Here is an 18,260-nt window from a genome sequence, read left to right as displayed (position 1 = left end):
CCGTGTCCCAATCCCGTATCCCCGGCCATGTCCTGGCGATCCGGACCGCACAGGTATCCCGGCAACCCGAGGAAACCGAACCATTTCCCGGCACTCCACGGCGCTCCACAGCGCTCCACGGCGCTCCGGCATGAAAAATCCCGCCACAACCAAGGCGTCATCCCTGGTCAGGGCGGGTGCAGCAGACGAGTCGGGCTGTACGCCGGGTTCTGTACCCCGGGACCTCGCGGTCGTCGGGGCGACGGCCATCCATCTAGGACCGGCGTTGCCGCCGGCCTCGTGCGGTCTACCCGCGGACTCGGGCAGGCTGCCCTCGATCGTCCGCGCAGGAGCACCGGGGTGCTCCCTCTTGACCTTGCTCCGGGTGGGGTTTACCTAGCCGCCTGAGTCACCTCAGGCGCTGGTGGTCTCTTACACCACCGTTTCACCCTTACCGGGGACCGAAATCCCCGGCGGTCTGTTTTCTGTGGCACTGTCCCGCGGGTCACCCCGGGTGGCCGTTGGCCACCACCCTGCCTTGTGGAGCCCGGACGTTCCTCGGGAAGATCCGAAGGATCTCCACGCGGCCGCCCGCCCGGCTCGTCTGCCGTGCCGACCATGCTACCCGCCGCGGCGCGACACGACGGCCGAGCCCCTGACGACGCGATGCGCCCGGCGGCAACGGCTTGACTCTGCCGCGGCGTCAACGTTTCTAATGAGGCCATGCGGATCTCGGAGATCGCCGCACTGACCGGGGTGACCACGCGAGCGGTCAGGCACTACCACCAGCTGGGGCTGCTGCCGGAACCCGGCCGCCTGCCCAACGGCTACCGGCAGTACACCGTGCGGGACGCCGTCGCGCTCGCCCGTATCCGCCGCCTCACCGAACTCGGGCTCGGTCTCGACGAGGTGCGCGGCGTGATCGCCGACGACGCCGGGAACGAACTGGCCGCGGTCCTGCGCGAGTTGGATGCCGACCTGGCCCGCCAGGAGGCGCGGATCGCCGCCCGGCGGGCCCGGCTCGCCGCGCTCCTCGTCCGGGCCGAGCACAAACCCCTGTCGGCCGACGACGAGTTCTCGCCCGAACTGGCCGATCTTTTCGGCGCGTTGGGTACGGATACGACCGGCTCGGCCATGGCCTCCAAGGACCGCGAGCTGCTCACTCTCATGACGACCGGCGCCGCTCCCGAGGAGCGGGACCTGCTCCTGCGTGCCGTCCGGAGCACGGCCGCGGCGCCGGGCGCCGTCGAGCGCGCGCACGAGGTGTACGCCCTGCTCGACGCGCTGGCGGACGCGGACCCGTGCGACCCCCGGGTCGACGAGGCGGCGCGGGCGCTCGCCGCCTGCCTTCCGCCCGATCCGGACGAGGCGATCACCGCGCACCCGGAGGCGCGCGCACATCCGGGCGCGGGCGGGCAATCAGGTCCACCGGCGACCACCGGCCCGGCCGGCCAGAGCGTCCTCAAAGCCTTCCTCGCCGACCTGGCGCCCGCCCAGGCGGAGGCGGTCCGACGAGCGATGCGCAGCGTCGCGACCCTGACGAACGGGACGACGCCATGACCCACGACCTCCCGCGCCGCGACCTCCCCCGCCACGCCCCGCGGCGCCGCGGCCTCCTGCCGGAGCCGTTGCTCCGGCTGTTGGCCCACGAGGCCCGGGTGTTCGAGAGCTTCGGCCTGTGGATCACCCGGCGCAGGCATCAAGTGGGCCCGGTGGACCGTGCGTTCGGGTACGCGAGCCCGCAGGCCGCCACGGTGTACGGGCTGGCGTTCGTCTGCGTCGTCGAGACGGCCGGGGTGTCATTCCTGGTACGCCCATGGCCGGCCGTGCACGCGGCGATGTTCGTCCTGGACCTCTATACGGTCCTGCTGGTGCTCGGCATGCAGGCCGCGGCCGTGACCCGGCCGCACGTGCTGACGCCGGACACCCTGCGGCTGCGCGCCGGCGCCCGGATCGATCTGGTCGTCCCGCTGGACCACATAGTCCGCGTCCGCGGCGAGTTGAGGTTCCAGGGCGCGGGCGCGCAGACCTCGGACAACGTCCTGGACCTGGCCGTCGGCTCCCAGACCTCCCTCACCGTGGAGCTGAGCGAGCCCGTCACCTACGTACGACTTCTGGGCGGGCGGCGGGAGGTGAGGACCGTGCGCTTCCACGCGGACGAGTCGGCGGAGCTGGTGAAGGCGCTGCGGGCGGCCGCGGCGGCCTGAGCGCTCACGCCGGGGCGAACAGGACCTTCGCGGTGCCGGGGTCGGCCTGGGTGAGGCGGACCCGCAACCGCTCGCCGAGCGGGAGGCTGTCGTTGCTCTCGATGCGGGCCACGACCGCGGGGTCGGTCAAGTGCACGGTACCGACGGTCGGTTGCTGTTCCTTCACGTCGACGACCGTCGCGTCGAAGACCTCACCCACCCGGTCCTTGAGCAGCGCCGCCTCCACGATGTCCACGCTCTCGCGCTCCACCGTGTTGGCGCGGCTCGTGCCCCGGGCCATCTCCTTCGGCACCGCGTCGAGCGCGGCCGCCACCCACGCGGGCGGCTCCTGCCCCGCCACCGCGGCCAGGCACAGTTCGCCGGCGTACCGGTCCACGAGGCGGCGCAGCGGGGCGGTGCAATGGGTGTACGGGGCGGCCACCGCGGCGTGCACGGCGCGTTCGGGCGCGGCGCCGCCGGTGAACACGGTGTACCCGGCGCCGCGCAGCAGGGACGTGCACTCCTGGAGGAAGGCGGCGTGGTTCGGCTCGCGCGGGTCGAGGGAGCGGACGACCGCCGCGTACGGGACGTGGTGGGGCCAGTCGATGCCCAGCGCCCGCGCCGAGCGGCGCAGCCGGGCGACCGCCCCGTCCGGGGCGCTGGGCAGGGTGCGCAGGATCCCGGTGCCGTACGCCAGCATCAGCTCGGCGCCCGCGATGCCGGTGAGCAGGGAGATCTGGGCGTTCCAGCCGTCGGCGGGCAAGGGGGCGCGGTAGGTGAGGTCGTAGTGGTGGTCGTGCGCGACGATCTCCTGCTCGGGCACGTTGAGCGAGATGCCGCCACGGGCGAGTTCCTGCTGCTCGCGCAGGATGCCGATGTCCCGCAGCAGCGCCAGGGGTTCGGGTGCGGTGCCGGAGTCGATCTGCTTCTGTACGCCCTCGTAGTCGAGCTTGGCGCGGCTGCGGACGAGGGCGCGGCGCACATCGGTGGCGGTGGCGGCGCCGTCCGCGTCGAGGTCGATCCGCCAGAGCAGCGCGGGGCGCGTCCGCCCCGGGAGCAGGCTGGCCGCGTCCTCCGACAGGACGGTGGGGTGCAGCGGGGTCTTGCCGTCCGGGAAGTACAGGGTGGTCACGCGGCGGTGCGCCTCGGCGTCCAGGGCCCCGCCCGGCGTGACGAACGCGGCGACGTCGGCGATGGCGTAGTGCACGCGATAGCCCCCGCCCGCCCTGCGCTCCAGGTGCATCGCCTGGTCGAGGTCGGTGGAGGTGGGCGGGTCGATGGTGAAGAGCTCGATGCCGGTCGCGTCGTGGGCGGGCACCCGGGGCGCACCGGCGACACGCTCCGCCTCCGCCATGACGTCCGCCGGAAACCCCTCGGGAACACCGAGCGAGACCCGCAACGCACTCAACGCGGCCCGCAATGGCGCCTCGGCGGCGCCCTGCACATGGAGGAGACGACGTGGCATGCATCCGAGCGTAGGCCTGGGGGCGGCGAGCGGCACGTCGTAACCCAGAGGAGCCCCGAGCCGCCCCGAACCGCGGGCCGCCCCGTCCCACCCGCGGGGAACACCGCTCCGGCCCGGGGGGCCCACTCCGGCGAGGGGGCACCACTCCAGCCCCGAGGGGGAGGCAAATCCAGCCCCTCCGGCACTTGAGGGGCCGGGCCCCGGGCGGAGCCCCGAGGAGTGCCGGGCGCACCACACCACCCCGCGAATCCAGCCCCTCCGGCGCTTGAGGAGCGGGGCCCGAGGCGGAGCCCCGAGGGATGCCGGGCGCACCACACCACCCCGGGGGGAGAATCCAGCCCCTCCGGCGCTTGAGGAGGGCCCGGGGGCGGGGCCCGGGGCGGAGCACCGTGGGGTGCCGGGCGCATCGCCCGGCCCTGGCAGGCTCAAGGCCTGGTCAAGCACAGCGCAGCGCTACGCTGGCGCGAGGGGCCGCACCCCCTCCCCCCCCGTACGCCACGAAGGAGAACCGCCGTGCTGGTGCTGTTGCCGCCCTCCGAAGGAAAGGCCGCTTCGGGTCGCGGAGCGCCGCTGAAGGCGGAGTCGCTGTCCCTGCCGGGCCTCGCGCCCGCCCGCGCCGCCGTCCTCGACGAGCTCGTCGAACTGTGCGTCGCCGACGAGGACAAGGCACGCGACGTACTGGGGCTGAGCGAGGGTCTGCGCGGCGAGGTCGCCAAGAACATCGAGCTGCGCACGGCGGGCACCCGCCCGGCCGGCGAGATCTACACCGGCGTGCTGTACGACGCCCTCGGCCTCGCCACCCTCGACGCCGCCGCCAAGCGCCGGGCCGCGAAGACGCTGCTGGTCTTCTCGGGGCTGTGGGGCGCCGTGCACACCGGCGACCGGATTCCCTCCTACCGCTGCTCGATGGGCGTGAAGCTGCCCGGTCTCGGGGCGCTCGGGGCGTACTGGCGGACCGTGATGGACCCGGTCATGACCGAGGCCGCGGGCACGGGCCTCGTCCTCGATCTGCGCTCCTCCGCGTACGCCGCCGCGTGGAAGCCCAAGGGTGCCGTGGCCGGGCGCACCGCCACCGTACGGGTGCTGCACGCGCAGGTCGTCGACGGAGTGGAGAAGCGCTCGGTCGTCAGCCACTTCAACAAGGCGACCAAGGGCCGGCTCGTGCGCGATCTGCTCACCGCGGGCGCGACACCCGCCGACCCGGCCGAACTCGTGGAGGTCCTGGGCGCACTCGGCTACACCGTGGAGGCCGAGCCTCCGGCCAAGCCGGGCCGGGCCTGGTCCCTGGACGTGATCGTGACGCAGATCCACTAGAACCGACGAGCCCAGCGAACTGTTGCATCATGCGCAACGCTCGTTGCATGCTCCGCAGACCCCCGGCAGGATGGGCCCATGACGCCCTCAGCCATGCCCTCCCCCGTCCCCGCGCCCGCGTCCGTCCTGGACCTCGCCCCCGTCCTGCCGGTCGTGGTCATCGACGACGTCGCCGACGCCGTGCCGCTCGCGCGGGCGCTCGTGGCGGGCGGACTGCCCGCGATCGAGGTGACCCTGCGCACCCCCGCCGCGCTCGACGCCATCCGGGCCGTGGCGGAGCAGGTGCCGGGCGCGGTGGTCGGGGCGGGCACGGTGACCACGCCGGCCGGGGTCTCCGACGCCGTCGAGGCGGGCGCCCGCTTCCTGGTGAGTCCGGGCTGGACCCCCGCACTGCTGGACGCGATGAAGGCGTCGGGCGTGCCGTTCCTGCCCGGAGTCTCGACGGCCTCGGAGGTGGTGGCGCTGCTCGAAAGCGGCGTAACGGAGATGAAGTTCTTCCCGGCGGAGGCGGCGGGCGGCACGGCCTACCTCAGGTCGCTCTCCGCCCCGCTCCCCCGCGCCCGCTTCTGCCCGACCGGCGGCATCTCGCTCGCCTCGGCCCCCTCGTACCTGGCCCTGCCGAACGTGGGCTGCGTGGGCGGCACATGGATGCTCCCCGCGGACGCGATAGCCGCCCGCGACTGGCCCCGCATCGTATCGCTGGCCCGCGAGGCGGCAGCATTGCGAGGCTGAACTCCCCTGCCCACCAAGGGGGTTGGGCCCCGAAAGGGACGCGGGGAAACTACGCGACCGCCCCACTCGGCCCACACCCGAAGACAGGTTGCGCGGGGCGCGAGGAGCGGCGCGAGCAACCCCCGCGAACCCGCGCCCGAGGACCCACGCGCCCACCCGCCCGGCGCCCATCCCAGCTCCGCTCAGCCCAGCTCAGCCCAGCCCAGCCCAGCTACCGCAGGTGCCCCGTGTCGTTCAACAGCCGTACCGACGCGTTGCCGTCCCCGTAATACGCCACCGCCGAGACCGATGCCGCCGAGAGTTCCATCCGGAACAGGGACTCGGGCGGCGCCCCCAGGGCCAGCCTGACCAGGGTCTTGATCGGGGTCACATGGGTCACCGCGAGCACCGTGCGCCGGGGGTGCGCGGCGACGAGCCGGTCCCGGGCCGCGGCGACCCGCCGCGCCACCGTGGCGAAGCTCTCGCCGCCGCCGGTCGGGGCAGCCTTCGCGGAGGCCAGCCAGGCGTCCAGGTCGTCCGGGTAGCGGGCCCGCACCTCGGCGAAGGTGAGCCCCTCCCACGCCCCGAAGTCCGTTTCGCGCAGTCCCTCTTCGATGTGCACGTCGAGCCCGAGGCGGCCCGCCACCGCGGCCGCGGTCTCCCGGCACCGGCGCAGCGGGGACGAGACGATCACCTCGATGGTGCCACGCTCGGCGAAGGCCGCGGCGGCCCGTTCGGCCTGGCCGCGCCCGACCGCCGAGAGCTCGGGGTCGGTTCCCCCGCTGCCGGAGAACCGCTTCGCGGGGGTGAGCGCCGTCTCGCCGTGCCGCAGCAGGACGAACGTGGCGGGCGCACCCAGATCGGCTGAGGCACCCCAGCCGACGGTAGCGGAGGACGAGACCGATGCCGAGGCGGTCTCAACAGGCTTGTCCGGTAGGGGAGTCGGGAGTACGCGCGCCGACGCCGAAGCGCCACGCCCGGCCGCCCCGCCCGCCGGAACCGGCACCACAACCGACGCCGGCCCTGCCTCCGCCTGCGCCTCCGCCTCCGCCTCCGAAGTCACCGCACCCGCTCCCGCAAGCGCCGCCCGTGCCCTGGCCGCACCCGCCGCCTGGTCCCCGACCACGCGCGCCGCAGCCGCGTCGGCCGAAGCCGAGAGGTCGGCCGTGGACGCCGAGGGCTCCCAGCGCTGCCCCCGCTTGCCCGCGTCCATCGCCTCGTTGGCGAGCCGGTCCGCGTGCTTGTTGCGCTCGCGCGGGATCCACTCGTACGTCACCTGCGAGGGCGGCAGGATCCGCCCCGCCTCGGCGGCGAGCGGCTTCATGTCCGGGTGCTTGATCTTCCAGCGGCCCGACATCTGCTCGACGACGAGCTTGGAGTCCATGCGGACCCGCACCCGCGCGGCCGGGTCTAGCTCGCGCGCGGCGCGCAGGCCGGCGATGAGCCCCTTGTACTCGGCGACGTTGTTCGTGGCGACACCGATGAATTCGGCGGCCTCGGCGAGCGTCTCGCCGGTCGTCGGGTCGAGGACGACCGCGCCGTAGCCGGCGGGTCCCGGGTTGCCCCGGGAGCCGCCGTCGGCCTCGACGACGAACCGCCGGCCCGCCTCGGACGCCTCGGACGGCACGGACGGCACGGACGGCACTTACAGACCCGATTCCGAGGTGCGCACCAGGATGCGGCGGCAGTTCTCGCAGCGCAGGACCGCGTCCGGGGCCGCGGCCTTGACCTCGTTGACCTCGGTGATGTTGAGCTCCAGGCGGCATCCCTCGCAACGGCGCTGGTAGAGGCGGGCCGCGCCGACGCCGCCCTGCTGGGCGCGCAGCTTGTCGTAGAGCTTGAGGAGGTCGGCCGGCACGGACCCGGCGACGACCTCGCGCTCCTTGGTCACCGAGGCGATCTCGGCGTCGAGCCCGGCGAGCGCGGTGTCGCGGCGCGTGGTGGCGTCGTCGGTCTTGGCCTGCACGGAGGAGACGCGCTCGGTCAGCTCGGCGGCCCGCTCCTGGGCGGCCTCGCGGCGCTCCATGACTTCGAGGACCACGTCTTCGAGGTCGCCCTGGCGCTTGGCGAGCGAGACGATCTCACGCTGGAGGCTCTCCAGGTCCTTCGACGAGGAGACCGCGCCCGAGTCGAGGCGCTGCTGGTCACGGACGGCGCGCTGGCGCACTTGGTCCACGTCCTGCTCGGCCTTGGTCTGCTCGCGGGCGGTGTCGCTCTCCTCGGTCTGCGAGGCGACCAGGAGGTCGCGCAGCTGGGTGAGGTCCTTGGTGAGCGAGTCGATCTCGGCGTGCTCGGGCAGCGAGGTGCGCTTGTGCGCGAGCTGCGACAGGCGGACATCCAGCGCCTGTACGTCGAGGAGGCGGATCTGGTCGGCGGGCGCGGCGTTCAGTTGGGGGCTCCATCAATAGAAGGGGAGGTGTGGTGGGCCGACCAGGGGTCGGTGACCGTCTTCGAGACGTGGACCCTGAGGTCCCAGCCGTGACGGTCGGAGATCTCGTCGAGCTGGGCCGCGGCCTGCTCGCACCAGGGCCACTCGGTGGCCCAGTGCGCGGCGTCGACCAGGCCGAGCGCGGAGCGCTGGGTGGCTTCGGAGACCGGGTGGTGGCGGAGGTCCGCGGTGAGGAAGGCGTCGGCTCCCGAGGCGCGTACGGCGTCGAAGAGGCTGTCGCCGGAGCCGCCGCTGACCGCGACGGTCTTCACGAGCGCGTCGGGGTCGCCGGCGACGCGGATGCCCTGCGAGGTGGCGGGGAGCCGGGCCGCGGCGCGGGCGGCGAACGCGCCGAGCGTCATCGGGGGCTCCACCTCGCAGACGCGGCCGAGGCCGCGGCGGCCCGCCGGGTCGGAGGAATCGGGCACGAGGGGCCGCAGGACACGTACGTCGAGGGCACCGGCCAGGGCGTCGCTCACGCCCGGGTCGGCGGTGTCGGCGTTGGTGTGCGCGACGTGCAGGGCGATGTCGTGCTTGATCAGGGTGTGCACCACGCGGCCCTTGAAGTGGCCGGCGGCGACCGTGGTCGTGCCGCGCAGATAGAGCGGGTGGTGGGTGACGACCAGGTCGGCGCCGAGCGTGACGGCCTCGTCCACGATGTCCTGGACGGGGTCGACGGCGAACAGGACCCGGCGCACCTCGGCATCGGGGTCGCCGCAGACGGTGCCGACGGCGTCCCACCCCTCGGCCCGCTCGGGCGGCCAGAGGGCGTCGAGCGCGGCGATGACTTCAGACAGACGGGGCACGCAGACAGGTTACCTGCGCTCCGCGCCCCGCCGGTCGGCCGCCGGTGGCTACTTCTTCGCCGGGAGCCGTGCAGGTCGTCGAGGACGGAGTCGGCGGCGGCGCCGAGCACGAGGTGCCCCGTCCGGTCCTTGACGTCCTCGGCCCGTCCGGCCTTGCCGGCCTGTCCGGCCTTGCCGGCCTTCAGGTTGTTCGACGTCGGCCCGGTCGATGGTCTCGGGTCCGGCCTCGAACACATCCGGCCGGTGCTCCTTGGGCACGCCTGACCTTATACAAATCGTTCCTGCACATCCGTCCCACACACCACCGGCGAATCGCGGGACCGCCACCCATTGGTGTGAAGCGCGTGGTCTCGTGTTGTCCGGCGCGAGCGGCGAAAACTAGCTTCGGTGGCCGGAGGTGACCCATCTGATGACGGCTTTGGCCATCGAGACCGCTGCCGAGGGCGGCGCGGTCAGGAGTACGGGATTCGCCATCACGGCGAACGGTTCGTACGCCGCGAGGCTGGTGCGCGACGAGGGCGGCGGCGCGGCCTGGTTCCCCGAGCGCTGGACGCTCGACGGCCCCGAGCCGTACGCGGTGCCGCTCCCCGGCAACCAGCCGGAGGAGCCCGGCACCGGGGTGCTGCCCATGGCGGACGGCAGGGTGCTCATCCAGCGCAGGATCGCCGACCGGCACTCCTTCGCCCTGCTCTACCCCAGCGGGCCGGCCACCGGCGAACTGCCCCTGGGCGCGGTCGACGCCGACGCCGACGAGCTCACCCTGCTCCCGCCGTCCCCGGACGGCAGCTGCGCGTACGCACTCGCCGTGGGCACCGACTCCACGGCGCTGTGGCTGGTGGCGGGCGGCGCGTTCGGCCCCGAGCTGGTCGCGCGGGTCAAGGGGCGCTGCTCGGGCGGGGCCTGGCTCGACCGCACCGGCCGGATGCTCGCCCTCGACCGGGAGCTGGAGGGCCGCACCAAGGCGGTCGCCGTCGACCTGGAACGCGGCGGCGAGGTCAGCGAGCTGCTCCAGATCACCGAGGACAGCGACGACCGGCTGCTGCTCGCCGACGCCGACAGCGGGCTGCTCCTGATCCGCTCGGACGCCCCGGGCCACGACCGGCTCGGCTGGGGGGTGCTCGGCTCCGCGCTCCCGGTGCGCTTCCCGGAGTGCCTGCGCCTGGCCGACGCGGCGATCACGCCGTTCGCCGTACAGCCGGGACAGGTTCTGATGCCGGAGTCCTGTGCGGTGGCCCTGCGCATCGACGCGGCGGCCGGCACCTGGGTCGGCATCTGGCGCCCGGCCGGCCGCCACCTGCACCAACTGGCCGCGCCCGAGGGGTGGTTGGCGGGCACCGGCCTGTGGACGCCTCAGGGGGTGCTGAGGCTTCCGTACGTCACGGAGGCGAGCCCGTGCGCGGTGCGGGACGTACCCGCCCCGGCCGACCCGGCGCCCGCGCCGCCGCCGGCTCCCGCCAAGCCCGCGGCGGCCAAGCCGGTGCCTCTGGGGCAGGCGCCCCTGACCGGCCGTCGGCCCGCATCGGAAGATCGTTAGAATCGGCGGCCTGCACGTGTGAAGACGACTACGGGGTGACCACAGCTCATGTCCAACCAGACCGACACCCGTCCGCAGGAGACGGGCAACGACAGCGCGGGGCGGCACCGGGGCGGTGCGGCGTCTACGGAGGATTCCGTGACCCCGCCCCACGGACGCCACCGACGCGACGAAAACCCGGACACCTAACCGGCACGACCACCTGCGACTCCGGGTGCCCTACAAGGGGCGCGGGACTGTGACACTTGCGCGGCCCCGCCGCGGTAAGCGCGACCGGCCGACCCCGAGTGCCCCACAGGGGCGCGGGACTGTGACACTTGCGCGGCCCCGCCCCGGTAAGCGCGACCGGCCGACCCCGAGTGCCCCACAGGGGCGCGGGACTGTGACACTTGCGCGGCCCCGCCCCGGTAAGCGCGACCGGCCGACCCCGAGTGCCCCACAGGGGCGCGGGACTGTGACACTTGCGCGGCCCCGCCACGGGGAGCGCGACCGGCCGACTCCGGGGGCCCCACAGGGGCGCGGGGAACTGCGCGACCAGCCACGCACGGTCCGCAACCGGAAGCCGAGGGCCCTGGGGCTCCGCCCCGGACCCCGGGACTCGCCCCACCCCGCCCCCTCCCGAAAACCTCCGGGGGTGGAAAGGGTCCGAGGTTCGAGCCTCTGAGGCTCCGCCCCAGACCCCGTTCGCGCCTTAAGGGCACTCGTCCTCAAACGCCGGACGGGCTGGGTATGCCGCCCGGCACCCAGCAGGCAAGGGGCGCGGGCCGGATCGGGGTCCGGGGCGGAGACCCGGGAGGCAGCCGGGAAGCCAGGGTTCAACCGCGACGCAGCCCCAGCACCTCCGCCGCCGCGAACGTCTCCCCCGCAGGCCGGCCCGCGTAGTACGGAGAGATCAGCTCGTCCAGCTCCTCGTAAGAGAAGACCTCCTTCGACGTGTCGAACTTCGCCGCCACCCGCGGCCGTTCGACGATCGCGACCATCCCCCCGTGCACCACCAGGAGCTGCCCGTTGACCTGGGCCGCCGCGGGCGACGCCAGATAGCCCACCAGGGGCGAGACGTGCTCGGGTGCCAGCGGGTCGAGCTGCCCCTCCCCCGGCTCCGCGAAGCCCGCGAACACGTCCTCCGTCATCCGCGTACGCGCACGCGGGCAGATCGCGTTGGCCGTGACCCCGTACTTGCCGAGCGCGAGCGCCGTCGAGGTGGTGAGGCCGACGATGCCGCCCTTGGCCGCCGCATAGTTGGGCTGGCCCGCCGACCCGGCGAGGAAGGCCTCGGAGGACGTGTTGACGATGCGGCCGTAGACCGGGCCGCCCGCCGCCTTGGAGCGTTCGCGCCAGTGCGCCGCGGCGAAGTGGGTGGTGTTGAAGTGCCCCTTGAGGTGCACATGGATCACCGAGTCCCACTCGGCCTCGCTCATCGAGAAGATCATCCGGTCCCGCAGGATGCCCGCGTTGTTGACCAGGATGTCGAGCTTGCCGTACGTGTCGATCGCCAACTGGACGAGTTCGCCGGCCTGTTGGTGGTCGGCCACGTCGCCGGTGTGGGCGGTGGCCCGGCCGCCCGCCGCGCGGATCTCGGCGGCGACCTCCTCGGCGGGCCCCTTCGACGCCTGGCCGGAGCCGTCGCGGCCCGGCTGCCCGAAGTCGTTGACGACGACGGCCGCGCCGAGCCGGGCCAGTTCGAGCGCCTCGGCCCTGCCGAGCCCGCGCCCGGCGCCGGTCACGATCGCGGACAGGCCTTCAAGTGGCAGTGCTGCCATGCCGGTTGGGTCCTCTCGCAAGGGGGATGGACAGGAGGGACGGACAGGAGGGATGGACAAGGGGGTGGACAAGGGACGGGCCGATGCCGGATCGGGTCAGATCGCGATGCAGGTGCGCAGGGCCTCGCCGCTGCGCATCTGGTCGAGCGCGTCGTTGATCCCGGCGAGCTGCACCCGGTGGGTGATCAGGCTCTCCAGGTCGATGCGGCCCGCCCGCCACAGCGCGATGGCACGCTCGTAGGAGCGCAGCACGTCGCCCCCGCCGTACATGGACGGCAGGATGCGCTTCTCGTCGAAGAACAGCTCGAACATGTTGACCTGGAAGAAGTCGTCCATGGCGCCCGCCCCGACCACGCACAGCGTGCCGCCGCGCCGGGTGTTCTCGTAGGCGGTGCGGGCGGTCGCGGAGCGGCCGACCACCTCGAAGACGTAGTCGAAGCCCTCGCCCGCGGTGATCCGCTGCTTGGCGTCGGCGAACTCCTCGGGCGAGACCGCCTCCGTGGCACCGAACCTGAGCGCCGCCTCGCGCCGCGACGCCACCGGGTCGACGGCGACGATCTGGGCGGCACCCTGCACCCGGGCACCCTGGATGGTGGAGATGCCGACGCCGCCGCACCCGATCACGGCGACCGACGAACCCGCCTCCACCTTCGCGGTGTTGATGGCGGCTCCCAGGCCCGTGGTCACCCCGCAGCCGATGAGCGCGGCGATCTCGTACGGAACGTCGTCGGGGATCGGGACCGCGCAGCCGGCCGCGACGACGACCTCCTCGGCGAAGGTGCCGGTGCCGGCGAAGCCGAACACGTCGCCGCCGGAGCGGCGGAAGTTGGGGGTGCCGGCGTTCATGAACCCGGCCAGGCAGAGCTGGGTCTGGCCGCGCTTGCAGGACGGACACGCCCCGCAGGCCGGAAGCCAGCACATCAGGACCCGGTCGCCCTGCTTCAGGCTCGTCACCCCGTCGCCGACGTCGATGACCTCGCCCGCTCCCTCGTGGCCGGGCACGAACGGCGCGGGCTGCGGCAGCACCCCGCTCATCGCCGAGAGGTCGGAGTGGCACAGGCCGGTGGCGCGGACGCGGAGCTTGACCTTCCCCGGGCCGAAGCCGGTCGCCTCCATGTCGTCGACCACGTCGAGCTTGTCCTGGCCTATCTCGTGCAGTACGGCTGCGCGCATGGTGCGGCTCCCCTCGATCCCCATCAACTACCGGAACAAGTACCGGAACAAGTACCGGACGGAACAGCTCAGTTGGTCTCCACGATCGTGTCGGACAGGACCGGCGCGTCGTCCCGCTCGACGGCCGTCACCGACACCTGGATCCGGCCGGGACCCGACCACATCCGGACGCGCAGGGTCTCGCCCGGGAAGACGATCCCGGTGAAGCGGGTGGCGTACGAGCGGACGCGAGTCACGTCGCCGTCGAGCAGCGTGTCCACGACGGCCTTCAGCGTCATCCCGTAGGTGCACAGCCCGTGCAGGATCGGCCGGTCGAAGCCGGCCAGCTTGGCGAAGTCGGGGTCGGCGTGCAGCGGGTTCCAGTCGCCCGACAGGCGGTAGAGGAGCGCCTGTTCCTCGCGGACGGGGCGCTCGACGATCTGGTCCGGGTCGCGTTCGGGCTGCTCGACGCGGGCCGAGGGCCCCCGGTCGCCGCCGAAGCCGCCCTCGCCGCGTACGAAGATCTGCGCGTCGCTGGTCCAGAGCGGGCCGTCCGCGTCGGCGGCCTCGGTGCGCAGGACCAGGATCGCGGCCTTGCCCTTGTCGTACACGGCGGCGACGCGGGAGGTCGAGGTGGCCCGGCCGCGCACCGGGACCGGCCGGTGCACGGTGATGGCCTGGCCGCCGTGCAGCACGGCCGCCAGGTCCACCTCGATGCCGGGTGCGGAGAGGCCGCCGACCACGCCCATGCCGGCGCCCGCGACGGTCGCGAAGGAGGGCAGCACGTGCAGCCGGGACTCCAGGGTGTAGCGCAGCTCGTCGGGGTCGGTGGCGGGCGTGCCGGCGCCCAGACCCAGGTGGTAGAGCTGGACGTCCTTGTGGTCCCACGTGATGGTGGTGGACCGGGGCTCGGCGGCGATCGCCTTCGCGGCATCAATGGGCATGTGGATGCTGCTCCTTGAGCGGTGTGCGGGCACGGGGAAAAGACCTCGGTGCGGCCGTCCGCACCGTCGGCCCCACCGAGGTCGTACTGGACCGGACCGAGGACCCGTCCGGACCGGATCCGCTCGCTGCCGGACCCGTTCTAGAACGCGTTCTAGGCCGATGGCCCCCAGGTATAGCGCACGCCCCGGCAGTTGTGAAGCCTCCTGACGCTACGTCAGTTCTCGCGGCGGGGACGCCCCGTGGCCACCTCGTGCCCCTTTCGGCGGGGGTACCCCATGACATTTGTCCTGCCCAGGTCCGTACATGCGCATCTGCCGCGGGACCGGGCCCGCTCCGTAGCGTCTTGGACATGACGCAGACGACGACACAGAGCGCCACCGCGGTCCGCTTCAGCGGGGTGGTGAAGTCCTACGGGGCGGTCCGGGCCGTGAACGGGGCAGAGCTGTCCATCGGGCGCGGCGAGACCGTGGCCCTGCTCGGCCGCAACGGCGCCGGCAAGTCCACCACCATCAGCCTCCTGCTCGGCCTGAACGAGCCCGACTCCGGCGAGGTGCGGATCTTCGGCCGGAGCCCGGAGCGGGCGGTACGGGACGGGCTCGTCGGGGCGATGCTCCAGGAGGGCAGCCCGATCCCCCGGGTCACCGTGCGGGAGCTGGTGTTCTTCATCGGCAGCATGTACCCGAAGCCGATGCCGGTCGCCGAGGCGCTGGCGCTGGCCGGCCTCGCCGATTTCGCCGACCGCCGCGTCGACAAGCTGTCCGGCGGCCAGACCCAGCGCGTCCGGTTCGCGATGGCGCTCGCCGGGAACCCCGAGCTGCTGCTGCTCGACGAGCCGACGGCCGCCCTCGACGTCGAGGCGCGCCGTGCGTTCTGGGAGTCGATGCGCACCTACGCCGACCGCGGCAACACGGTCATGTTCTCCACCCATTACCTAGAGGAGGCCGACGACAACGCGGACCGCATCGTCGTCATCGACCAGGGCCGCATCGTCGCCGACGGTCCGGGCGAGCAGATCAAGCGGGCCGCCGGCGGCAGCCTGGTCTCCTTCGACCTCGCGGGCACCTCCAGCGCCGGCCTGTCGCTGCTGCCCGGCGTGGTCACCGTCGAGATCCACGGCGACCGGGCCAGGCTGCGCACCGACGACTCGGACGCCACCGTCGTGGCGCTCGCCGCCATGGGCGCCGTACGCCGCCTCGAAGTGGCCCCCGCCAGCCTGGAAGACGCCTTCCTCTCCCTCACCGCACGCGAAAGCGAGACCGTCTGATGGTCGAGTACATCAAGCTGGAGATGCGGCGCACGCTCCGCGACGCATCCTTCGTGATCTTCGGTATCGGGATGCCCGTGCTGATGTATCTGCTCTTCACCAACATCGGCGGCGCCGGCAACGGCGACGACTGGAAGGTCCAGTCGATGATCGGCATGGCGGCGTACGGCGCGCTGGGCGCCGCCCTGGGCGTCGGGACCGGGGTCGCGTCCGACAAGTCGATCGGCTGGCTTCGGCAGATGCGGATCGCCCCGCTCTCCCCGACGAAGGTGGTGACCGGGCGGGCGATCAGCGGCTCGGTGACCGTCCTGCCCGGCATCCTCGCCGTGTTCCTCTCCGGCGCGCTGATCAACGGGGTGCGCCTGGACGCCTGGCAGTGGGGCGCGCTCACGCTGCTCCTGTGGATCGGGGCGCTGCCCTTCACGATGCTCGGCCTCGGCAACGGCTACCGGCTCTCCGCACAGGCCACCGGCGTCGTCAACGTGGCCTGCCTGATGGGCCTCGCGATCCTCGGCGGCCTGTGGTTCCCGGTCACGGCCTTCCCCGGCTGGCTGCGCACGATCGCCGAGTACACTCCGACACACCGCTTCGCCGATCTCGGCTGGGCCACCTCGCAGGGCCACGCCCCGGGTGCGGCGACCATCGCGCTGATGACAGCCTGGCTGGTGGCCTTCGGTGCGTACGCCGTGGTCTCCTACCGTCGGTCCGCACGGACCGCGTGAGCTCCGGCGCCGGGACCGGGTGACCTCATGAGCCGTCAGTACGGAGAGAACGCGATGCCATCACTGCTGCCGAAGCTGCCCGCGCGGGGCGCGAAGGCCGACGAGTTCCCGGGCCCGCCCGCCAACGGCTACACCTTCCTGCCGTGGCTCCTGATGGGCACGGGCGCCGTCATCGACGTGGCCAAGGGCAAGGTCGCCCACCCGGAGCTCGGCGCCCTCGGCATCCTCGCCTTCGCGGTCCTGTACGCGCTGGTCGCCTTCCGCGCCTTCGACAAGCGGCGGCGCCAGGAGCGGACGACCCTGGTCCTGCTCGGCGCCCTCGCCGCCGTCACCTACGCCCTCGGACTCGGCTACGGCGGGGTGTGGCTGCTGTTCTTCCCGCTGCTCTCGCTCACCTGCGGCGCCGTGCTGCGGGACAAGCGGCTGGGCGTCGTGATCATCGTGCTCGCCGGCTCGGTGGGGGTCATCTCCGGCATCAAGACCGGCGACCCGTGGGACAACATGACCATCGCGTACGGGACGTTCCTGTCCGGGATGGTGATCGCCGCGCTCCTCTCGCTCTCCGAGACGATCCGCGAACTGCGCGACACGCGGCAGGAGTTGGCGCGTACCGCTGTCGAGAAGGAGCGGCTGCGCTTCTCGCGCGATCTGCACGACCTGCTGGGCCACACCCTCTCGGTGATCGTCGTGAAGTCGGAGGCCGCCCGCCGGATCGCGCCGCGCGACCTGGACGCGGCGCTCGGCCAGGTCGCCGACATCGAGTCGGTCGGCCGCCAGGCGCTCACCGAGATCCGCGAGGCCGTCACCGGCTATCGCGAGGGCAGCCTCGCCACCGAACTCGACCGGGCCCGCTCGGCCCTGAGCGCGGCCGAAGTGGAGCCGCTGGTGCGCCAGTCGGGCCCCCCGCTGCCCGCGCAGGCCGAGGCGCTGCTCGGCTGGGTGGTCCGCGAGGCCGTCACCAACGTCGTACGCCACAGTGCGGCGACGCGCTGCGAGATCGTGATCGAGGGCACGCCGGAGCGGGTCACCCTGACGGTCACCGACAACGGCAGGGGCGCCCCCGTCGCGCCCGCCCCGACCCCGCGGACCGGCGGCAACGGCCTGAAGGGCCTCACCGAACGTCTCGCCGCGGCGGGCGGTTCCCTGACGGCGGGCCCCGCGCCCCGCACCGGCTTCCGGGTCGGCGCCGAACTCCCGGTGGACCCGCAGGACACGGCCCTGGACGCCGAACTGAGCACGGCCCCCGGCCGCCCCTGAGCCCCGTCCGGAACTCGTCCGCGCCAACGCGGCGGAACGCGTCGCGGGCCCGGGGCGCCGTGGCCGTAGCCTGACCCCATGGACGAGATGCCCCAGGACCACCGACCCGCGAAATCCGTCAGAGTTCTCCTCGCCGAGGACCAGGGCATGATGCGCGGCGCGCTCGCCCTGCTGCTCGGTCTCGAAGAGGACATGGAGGTCGTCGCGCAGGTCTCGGCCGGCGACAAGATCGTGCCCGAGGCGCTCGTGGCGCGGCCCGACGTGGCCCTGCTCGACATCGAACTGCCGGGCAAGAGCGGCCTCGACGCGGCGGCGGAGCTGCGCGAGGAGGTGCCGGACTGCCGGGTCCTGATCCTCACCACGTTCGGCAGGCCCGGCTATCTGCGCCGCGCGATGGAGGCGGGCGCGGCCGGGTTCCTCGTGAAGGACGGACCGGTCGAGGACCTCGCCGAGGCGATCCGGCGGGTGCTGCGCGGCGAGACCGTCATCGACCCGGCGCTCGCCGCGGCCGCCCTCAGCGCGGGCCCGAGCCCGCTGACCGCGCGCGAACGCGACGTCCTGAACGCCTCGGTGGACGGGGCGACGGTCTCCGACATCGCGGGCAAGCTGCACCTGTCGGAGTCGACGGTCCGCAACTACCTGTCGTCCGCGATCGGCAAGACCGGCACCCGCAACCGCATGGAGGCGGTGCGGTCGGCCCGTCAGCAGGGCTGGCTGTAGCGGACGCCCCCCCTCGG

The 18,260-nt window shown here is 73.3% G+C and carries 16 protein-coding genes and 1 other RNA gene; 9 read left to right on the top strand and 8 right to left on the bottom strand.

Features of this window, described 5'->3' with window-relative positions; all coding sequences use genetic code 11:
* Positions 1-182 precede the first annotated feature (182 nt).
* Positions 183-582: RNase P RNA component class A (gene rnpB / locus OG432_RS25090), an RNA gene on the bottom strand.
* Between the two features lie 120 nt (positions 583-702).
* Here rnpB and OG432_RS25085 point away from each other — a divergent pair.
* Together OG432_RS25085 and OG432_RS25080 are read left to right on the top strand one after the other, a co-directional pair.
* On the top strand, positions 703-1,539 hold the full coding sequence (locus tag OG432_RS25085; RefSeq protein WP_328313216.1) for a MerR family transcriptional regulator: 837 nt from the start codon (positions 703-705) through the stop codon (positions 1,537-1,539).
* Positions 1,536-2,186, top strand: a complete 651-nt coding sequence (locus OG432_RS25080) for a hypothetical protein (protein WP_328313215.1) — start codon at positions 1,536-1,538, stop codon at positions 2,184-2,186. The genes OG432_RS25085 and OG432_RS25080 overlap by 4 nt, the downstream gene beginning before the upstream one ends.
* Positions 2,187-2,190: 4 nt before the next feature.
* On the opposite strand, the gene OG432_RS25075 is transcribed toward OG432_RS25080, so the two are convergent.
* Entirely contained in the window at positions 2,191-3,630 is a 1,440-nt protein-coding gene (locus OG432_RS25075) for an RNB domain-containing ribonuclease (protein ID WP_328313214.1), read from the bottom strand.
* Positions 3,631-4,143: 513 nt separating this feature from the next.
* Between OG432_RS25075 and yaaA the strand changes: the two genes are divergently transcribed.
* Positions 4,144-4,944 carry a peroxide stress protein YaaA gene (gene yaaA, locus OG432_RS25070; RefSeq protein ID WP_328313213.1) on the top strand — a complete coding sequence of 267 codons (801 nt, stop codon included), beginning with the start codon at positions 4,144-4,146 and terminating at the stop codon, positions 4,942-4,944.
* Between the two features lie 78 nt (positions 4,945-5,022).
* Positions 5,023-5,676: a bifunctional 4-hydroxy-2-oxoglutarate aldolase/2-dehydro-3-deoxy-phosphogluconate aldolase gene (eda, locus tag OG432_RS25065; protein WP_328313212.1), complete on the top strand. Its 654-nt coding sequence runs from the start codon at positions 5,023-5,025 to the stop codon at positions 5,674-5,676.
* 211 nt (positions 5,677-5,887) lie between these two features.
* On the opposite strand, the gene OG432_RS25060 is transcribed toward eda, so the two are convergent.
* The 3 genes from OG432_RS25060 to OG432_RS25050 are packed head-to-tail and all read right to left on the bottom strand — an operon-like array spanning position 5,888 to position 8,889.
* Positions 5,888-7,291, bottom strand: coding sequence for a bifunctional RNase H/acid phosphatase (locus OG432_RS25060; protein WP_328313211.1), 1,404 nt, complete (start codon positions 7,289-7,291; stop codon positions 5,888-5,890).
* Positions 7,292-7,300: 9 nt separating this feature from the next.
* Complete coding sequence (locus tag OG432_RS25055) at positions 7,301-8,044, bottom strand: zinc ribbon domain-containing protein (RefSeq protein ID WP_328315228.1); 744 nt, start codon at positions 8,042-8,044, stop codon at positions 7,301-7,303.
* Complete coding sequence (locus OG432_RS25050) at positions 8,041-8,889, bottom strand: Nif3-like dinuclear metal center hexameric protein (RefSeq protein ID WP_328313210.1); 849 nt, start codon at positions 8,887-8,889, stop codon at positions 8,041-8,043. The genes OG432_RS25055 and OG432_RS25050 overlap by 4 nt, the downstream gene beginning before the upstream one ends.
* Positions 8,890-9,298: 409 nt before the next feature.
* Here OG432_RS25050 and OG432_RS25045 point away from each other — a divergent pair, with 409 nt between their 5' ends.
* The gene (locus tag OG432_RS25045; RefSeq protein WP_328313209.1) at positions 9,299-10,423 is read left to right on the top strand and encodes a hypothetical protein; all 1,125 of its coding nucleotides are present in this window, start codon (positions 9,299-9,301) and stop codon (positions 10,421-10,423) included.
* Positions 10,424-11,238: 815 nt separating this feature from the next.
* On the opposite strand, the gene OG432_RS25040 is transcribed toward OG432_RS25045, so the two are convergent.
* From OG432_RS25040 to OG432_RS25030, 3 genes are all read right to left on the bottom strand, one after another.
* Positions 11,239-12,183 carry a 3-oxoacyl-ACP reductase gene (locus tag OG432_RS25040; protein ID WP_328313208.1) on the bottom strand — a complete coding sequence of 315 codons (945 nt, stop codon included), beginning with the start codon at positions 12,181-12,183 and terminating at the stop codon, positions 11,239-11,241.
* A gap of 96 nt (positions 12,184-12,279) precedes the next feature.
* A complete protein-coding gene (locus OG432_RS25035; RefSeq protein ID WP_328313207.1) occupies positions 12,280-13,356 on the bottom strand; it encodes a Zn-dependent alcohol dehydrogenase in 1,077 nt (358 codons plus the stop codon).
* A 68-nt stretch (positions 13,357-13,424) separates the two neighbouring features.
* Entirely contained in the window at positions 13,425-14,279 is an 855-nt protein-coding gene (locus OG432_RS25030) for a MaoC/PaaZ C-terminal domain-containing protein (protein ID WP_328313206.1), read from the bottom strand.
* 350 nt (positions 14,280-14,629) lie between these two features.
* Between OG432_RS25030 and OG432_RS25025 the strand changes: the two genes are divergently transcribed.
* From OG432_RS25025 to OG432_RS25010, 4 genes are all read left to right on the top strand, one after another.
* Positions 14,630-15,544, top strand: a complete 915-nt coding sequence (locus OG432_RS25025; RefSeq protein ID WP_328313205.1) for an ABC transporter ATP-binding protein — start codon at positions 14,630-14,632, stop codon at positions 15,542-15,544.
* Positions 15,544-16,266, top strand: a complete 723-nt coding sequence (locus OG432_RS25020) for an ABC transporter permease (RefSeq protein WP_328313204.1) — start codon at positions 15,544-15,546, stop codon at positions 16,264-16,266. Before OG432_RS25025 ends, OG432_RS25020 begins: the two co-directional genes overlap by 1 nt.
* 54 nt (positions 16,267-16,320) lie before the next feature.
* On the top strand, positions 16,321-17,523 hold the full coding sequence (locus OG432_RS25015; protein WP_328313203.1) for a sensor histidine kinase: 1,203 nt from the start codon (positions 16,321-16,323) through the stop codon (positions 17,521-17,523).
* 78 nt (positions 17,524-17,601) lie between these two features.
* Complete coding sequence (locus OG432_RS25010) at positions 17,602-18,243, top strand: response regulator transcription factor (protein ID WP_328313202.1); 642 nt, start codon at positions 17,602-17,604, stop codon at positions 18,241-18,243.
* The last annotated feature ends 17 nt before the right edge of the window (positions 18,244-18,260 follow it).

It is taken from the genome of Streptomyces sp. NBC_00442 (assembly GCF_036014195.1).
Taxonomy (GTDB): domain Bacteria; phylum Actinomycetota; class Actinomycetes; order Streptomycetales; family Streptomycetaceae; genus Streptomyces.
This window is presented reverse-complemented; position numbering and strand designations above follow the sequence as displayed.

Excerpts from the sequence above, each read along its gene's own strand:
- OG432_RS25085 (WP_328313216.1), top strand. The coding sequence starts at position 703 with ATGCGGATCTCGGAGATCGCCGCACTGACCGGGGTGACCACGCGAGCG.
- OG432_RS25080 (WP_328313215.1), top strand. The coding sequence starts at position 1,536 with ATGACCCACGACCTCCCGCGCCGCGACCTCCCCCGCCACGCCCCGCGG.
- OG432_RS25075 (WP_328313214.1), bottom strand. The coding sequence starts at position 3,630 with ATGCCACGTCGTCTCCTCCATGTGCAGGGCGCCGCCGAGGCGCCATTG.
- eda (WP_328313212.1), top strand. The coding sequence starts at position 5,023 with ATGACGCCCTCAGCCATGCCCTCCCCCGTCCCCGCGCCCGCGTCCGTC.
- OG432_RS25045 (WP_328313209.1), top strand. The coding sequence starts at position 9,299 with ATGACGGCTTTGGCCATCGAGACCGCTGCCGAGGGCGGCGCGGTCAGG.
- OG432_RS25040 (WP_328313208.1), bottom strand. The coding sequence starts at position 12,183 with ATGGCAGCACTGCCACTTGAAGGCCTGTCCGCGATCGTGACCGGCGCC.
- OG432_RS25035 (WP_328313207.1), bottom strand. The coding sequence starts at position 13,356 with ATGCGCGCAGCCGTACTGCACGAGATAGGCCAGGACAAGCTCGACGTG.
- OG432_RS25030 (WP_328313206.1), bottom strand. The coding sequence starts at position 14,279 with ATGCCCATTGATGCCGCGAAGGCGATCGCCGCCGAGCCCCGGTCCACC.
- OG432_RS25025 (WP_328313205.1), top strand. The coding sequence starts at position 14,630 with ATGACGCAGACGACGACACAGAGCGCCACCGCGGTCCGCTTCAGCGGG.
- OG432_RS25020 (WP_328313204.1), top strand. The coding sequence starts at position 15,544 with ATGGTCGAGTACATCAAGCTGGAGATGCGGCGCACGCTCCGCGACGCA.
- OG432_RS25015 (WP_328313203.1), top strand. The coding sequence starts at position 16,321 with ATGCCATCACTGCTGCCGAAGCTGCCCGCGCGGGGCGCGAAGGCCGAC.
- OG432_RS25010 (WP_328313202.1), top strand. The coding sequence starts at position 17,602 with ATGGACGAGATGCCCCAGGACCACCGACCCGCGAAATCCGTCAGAGTT.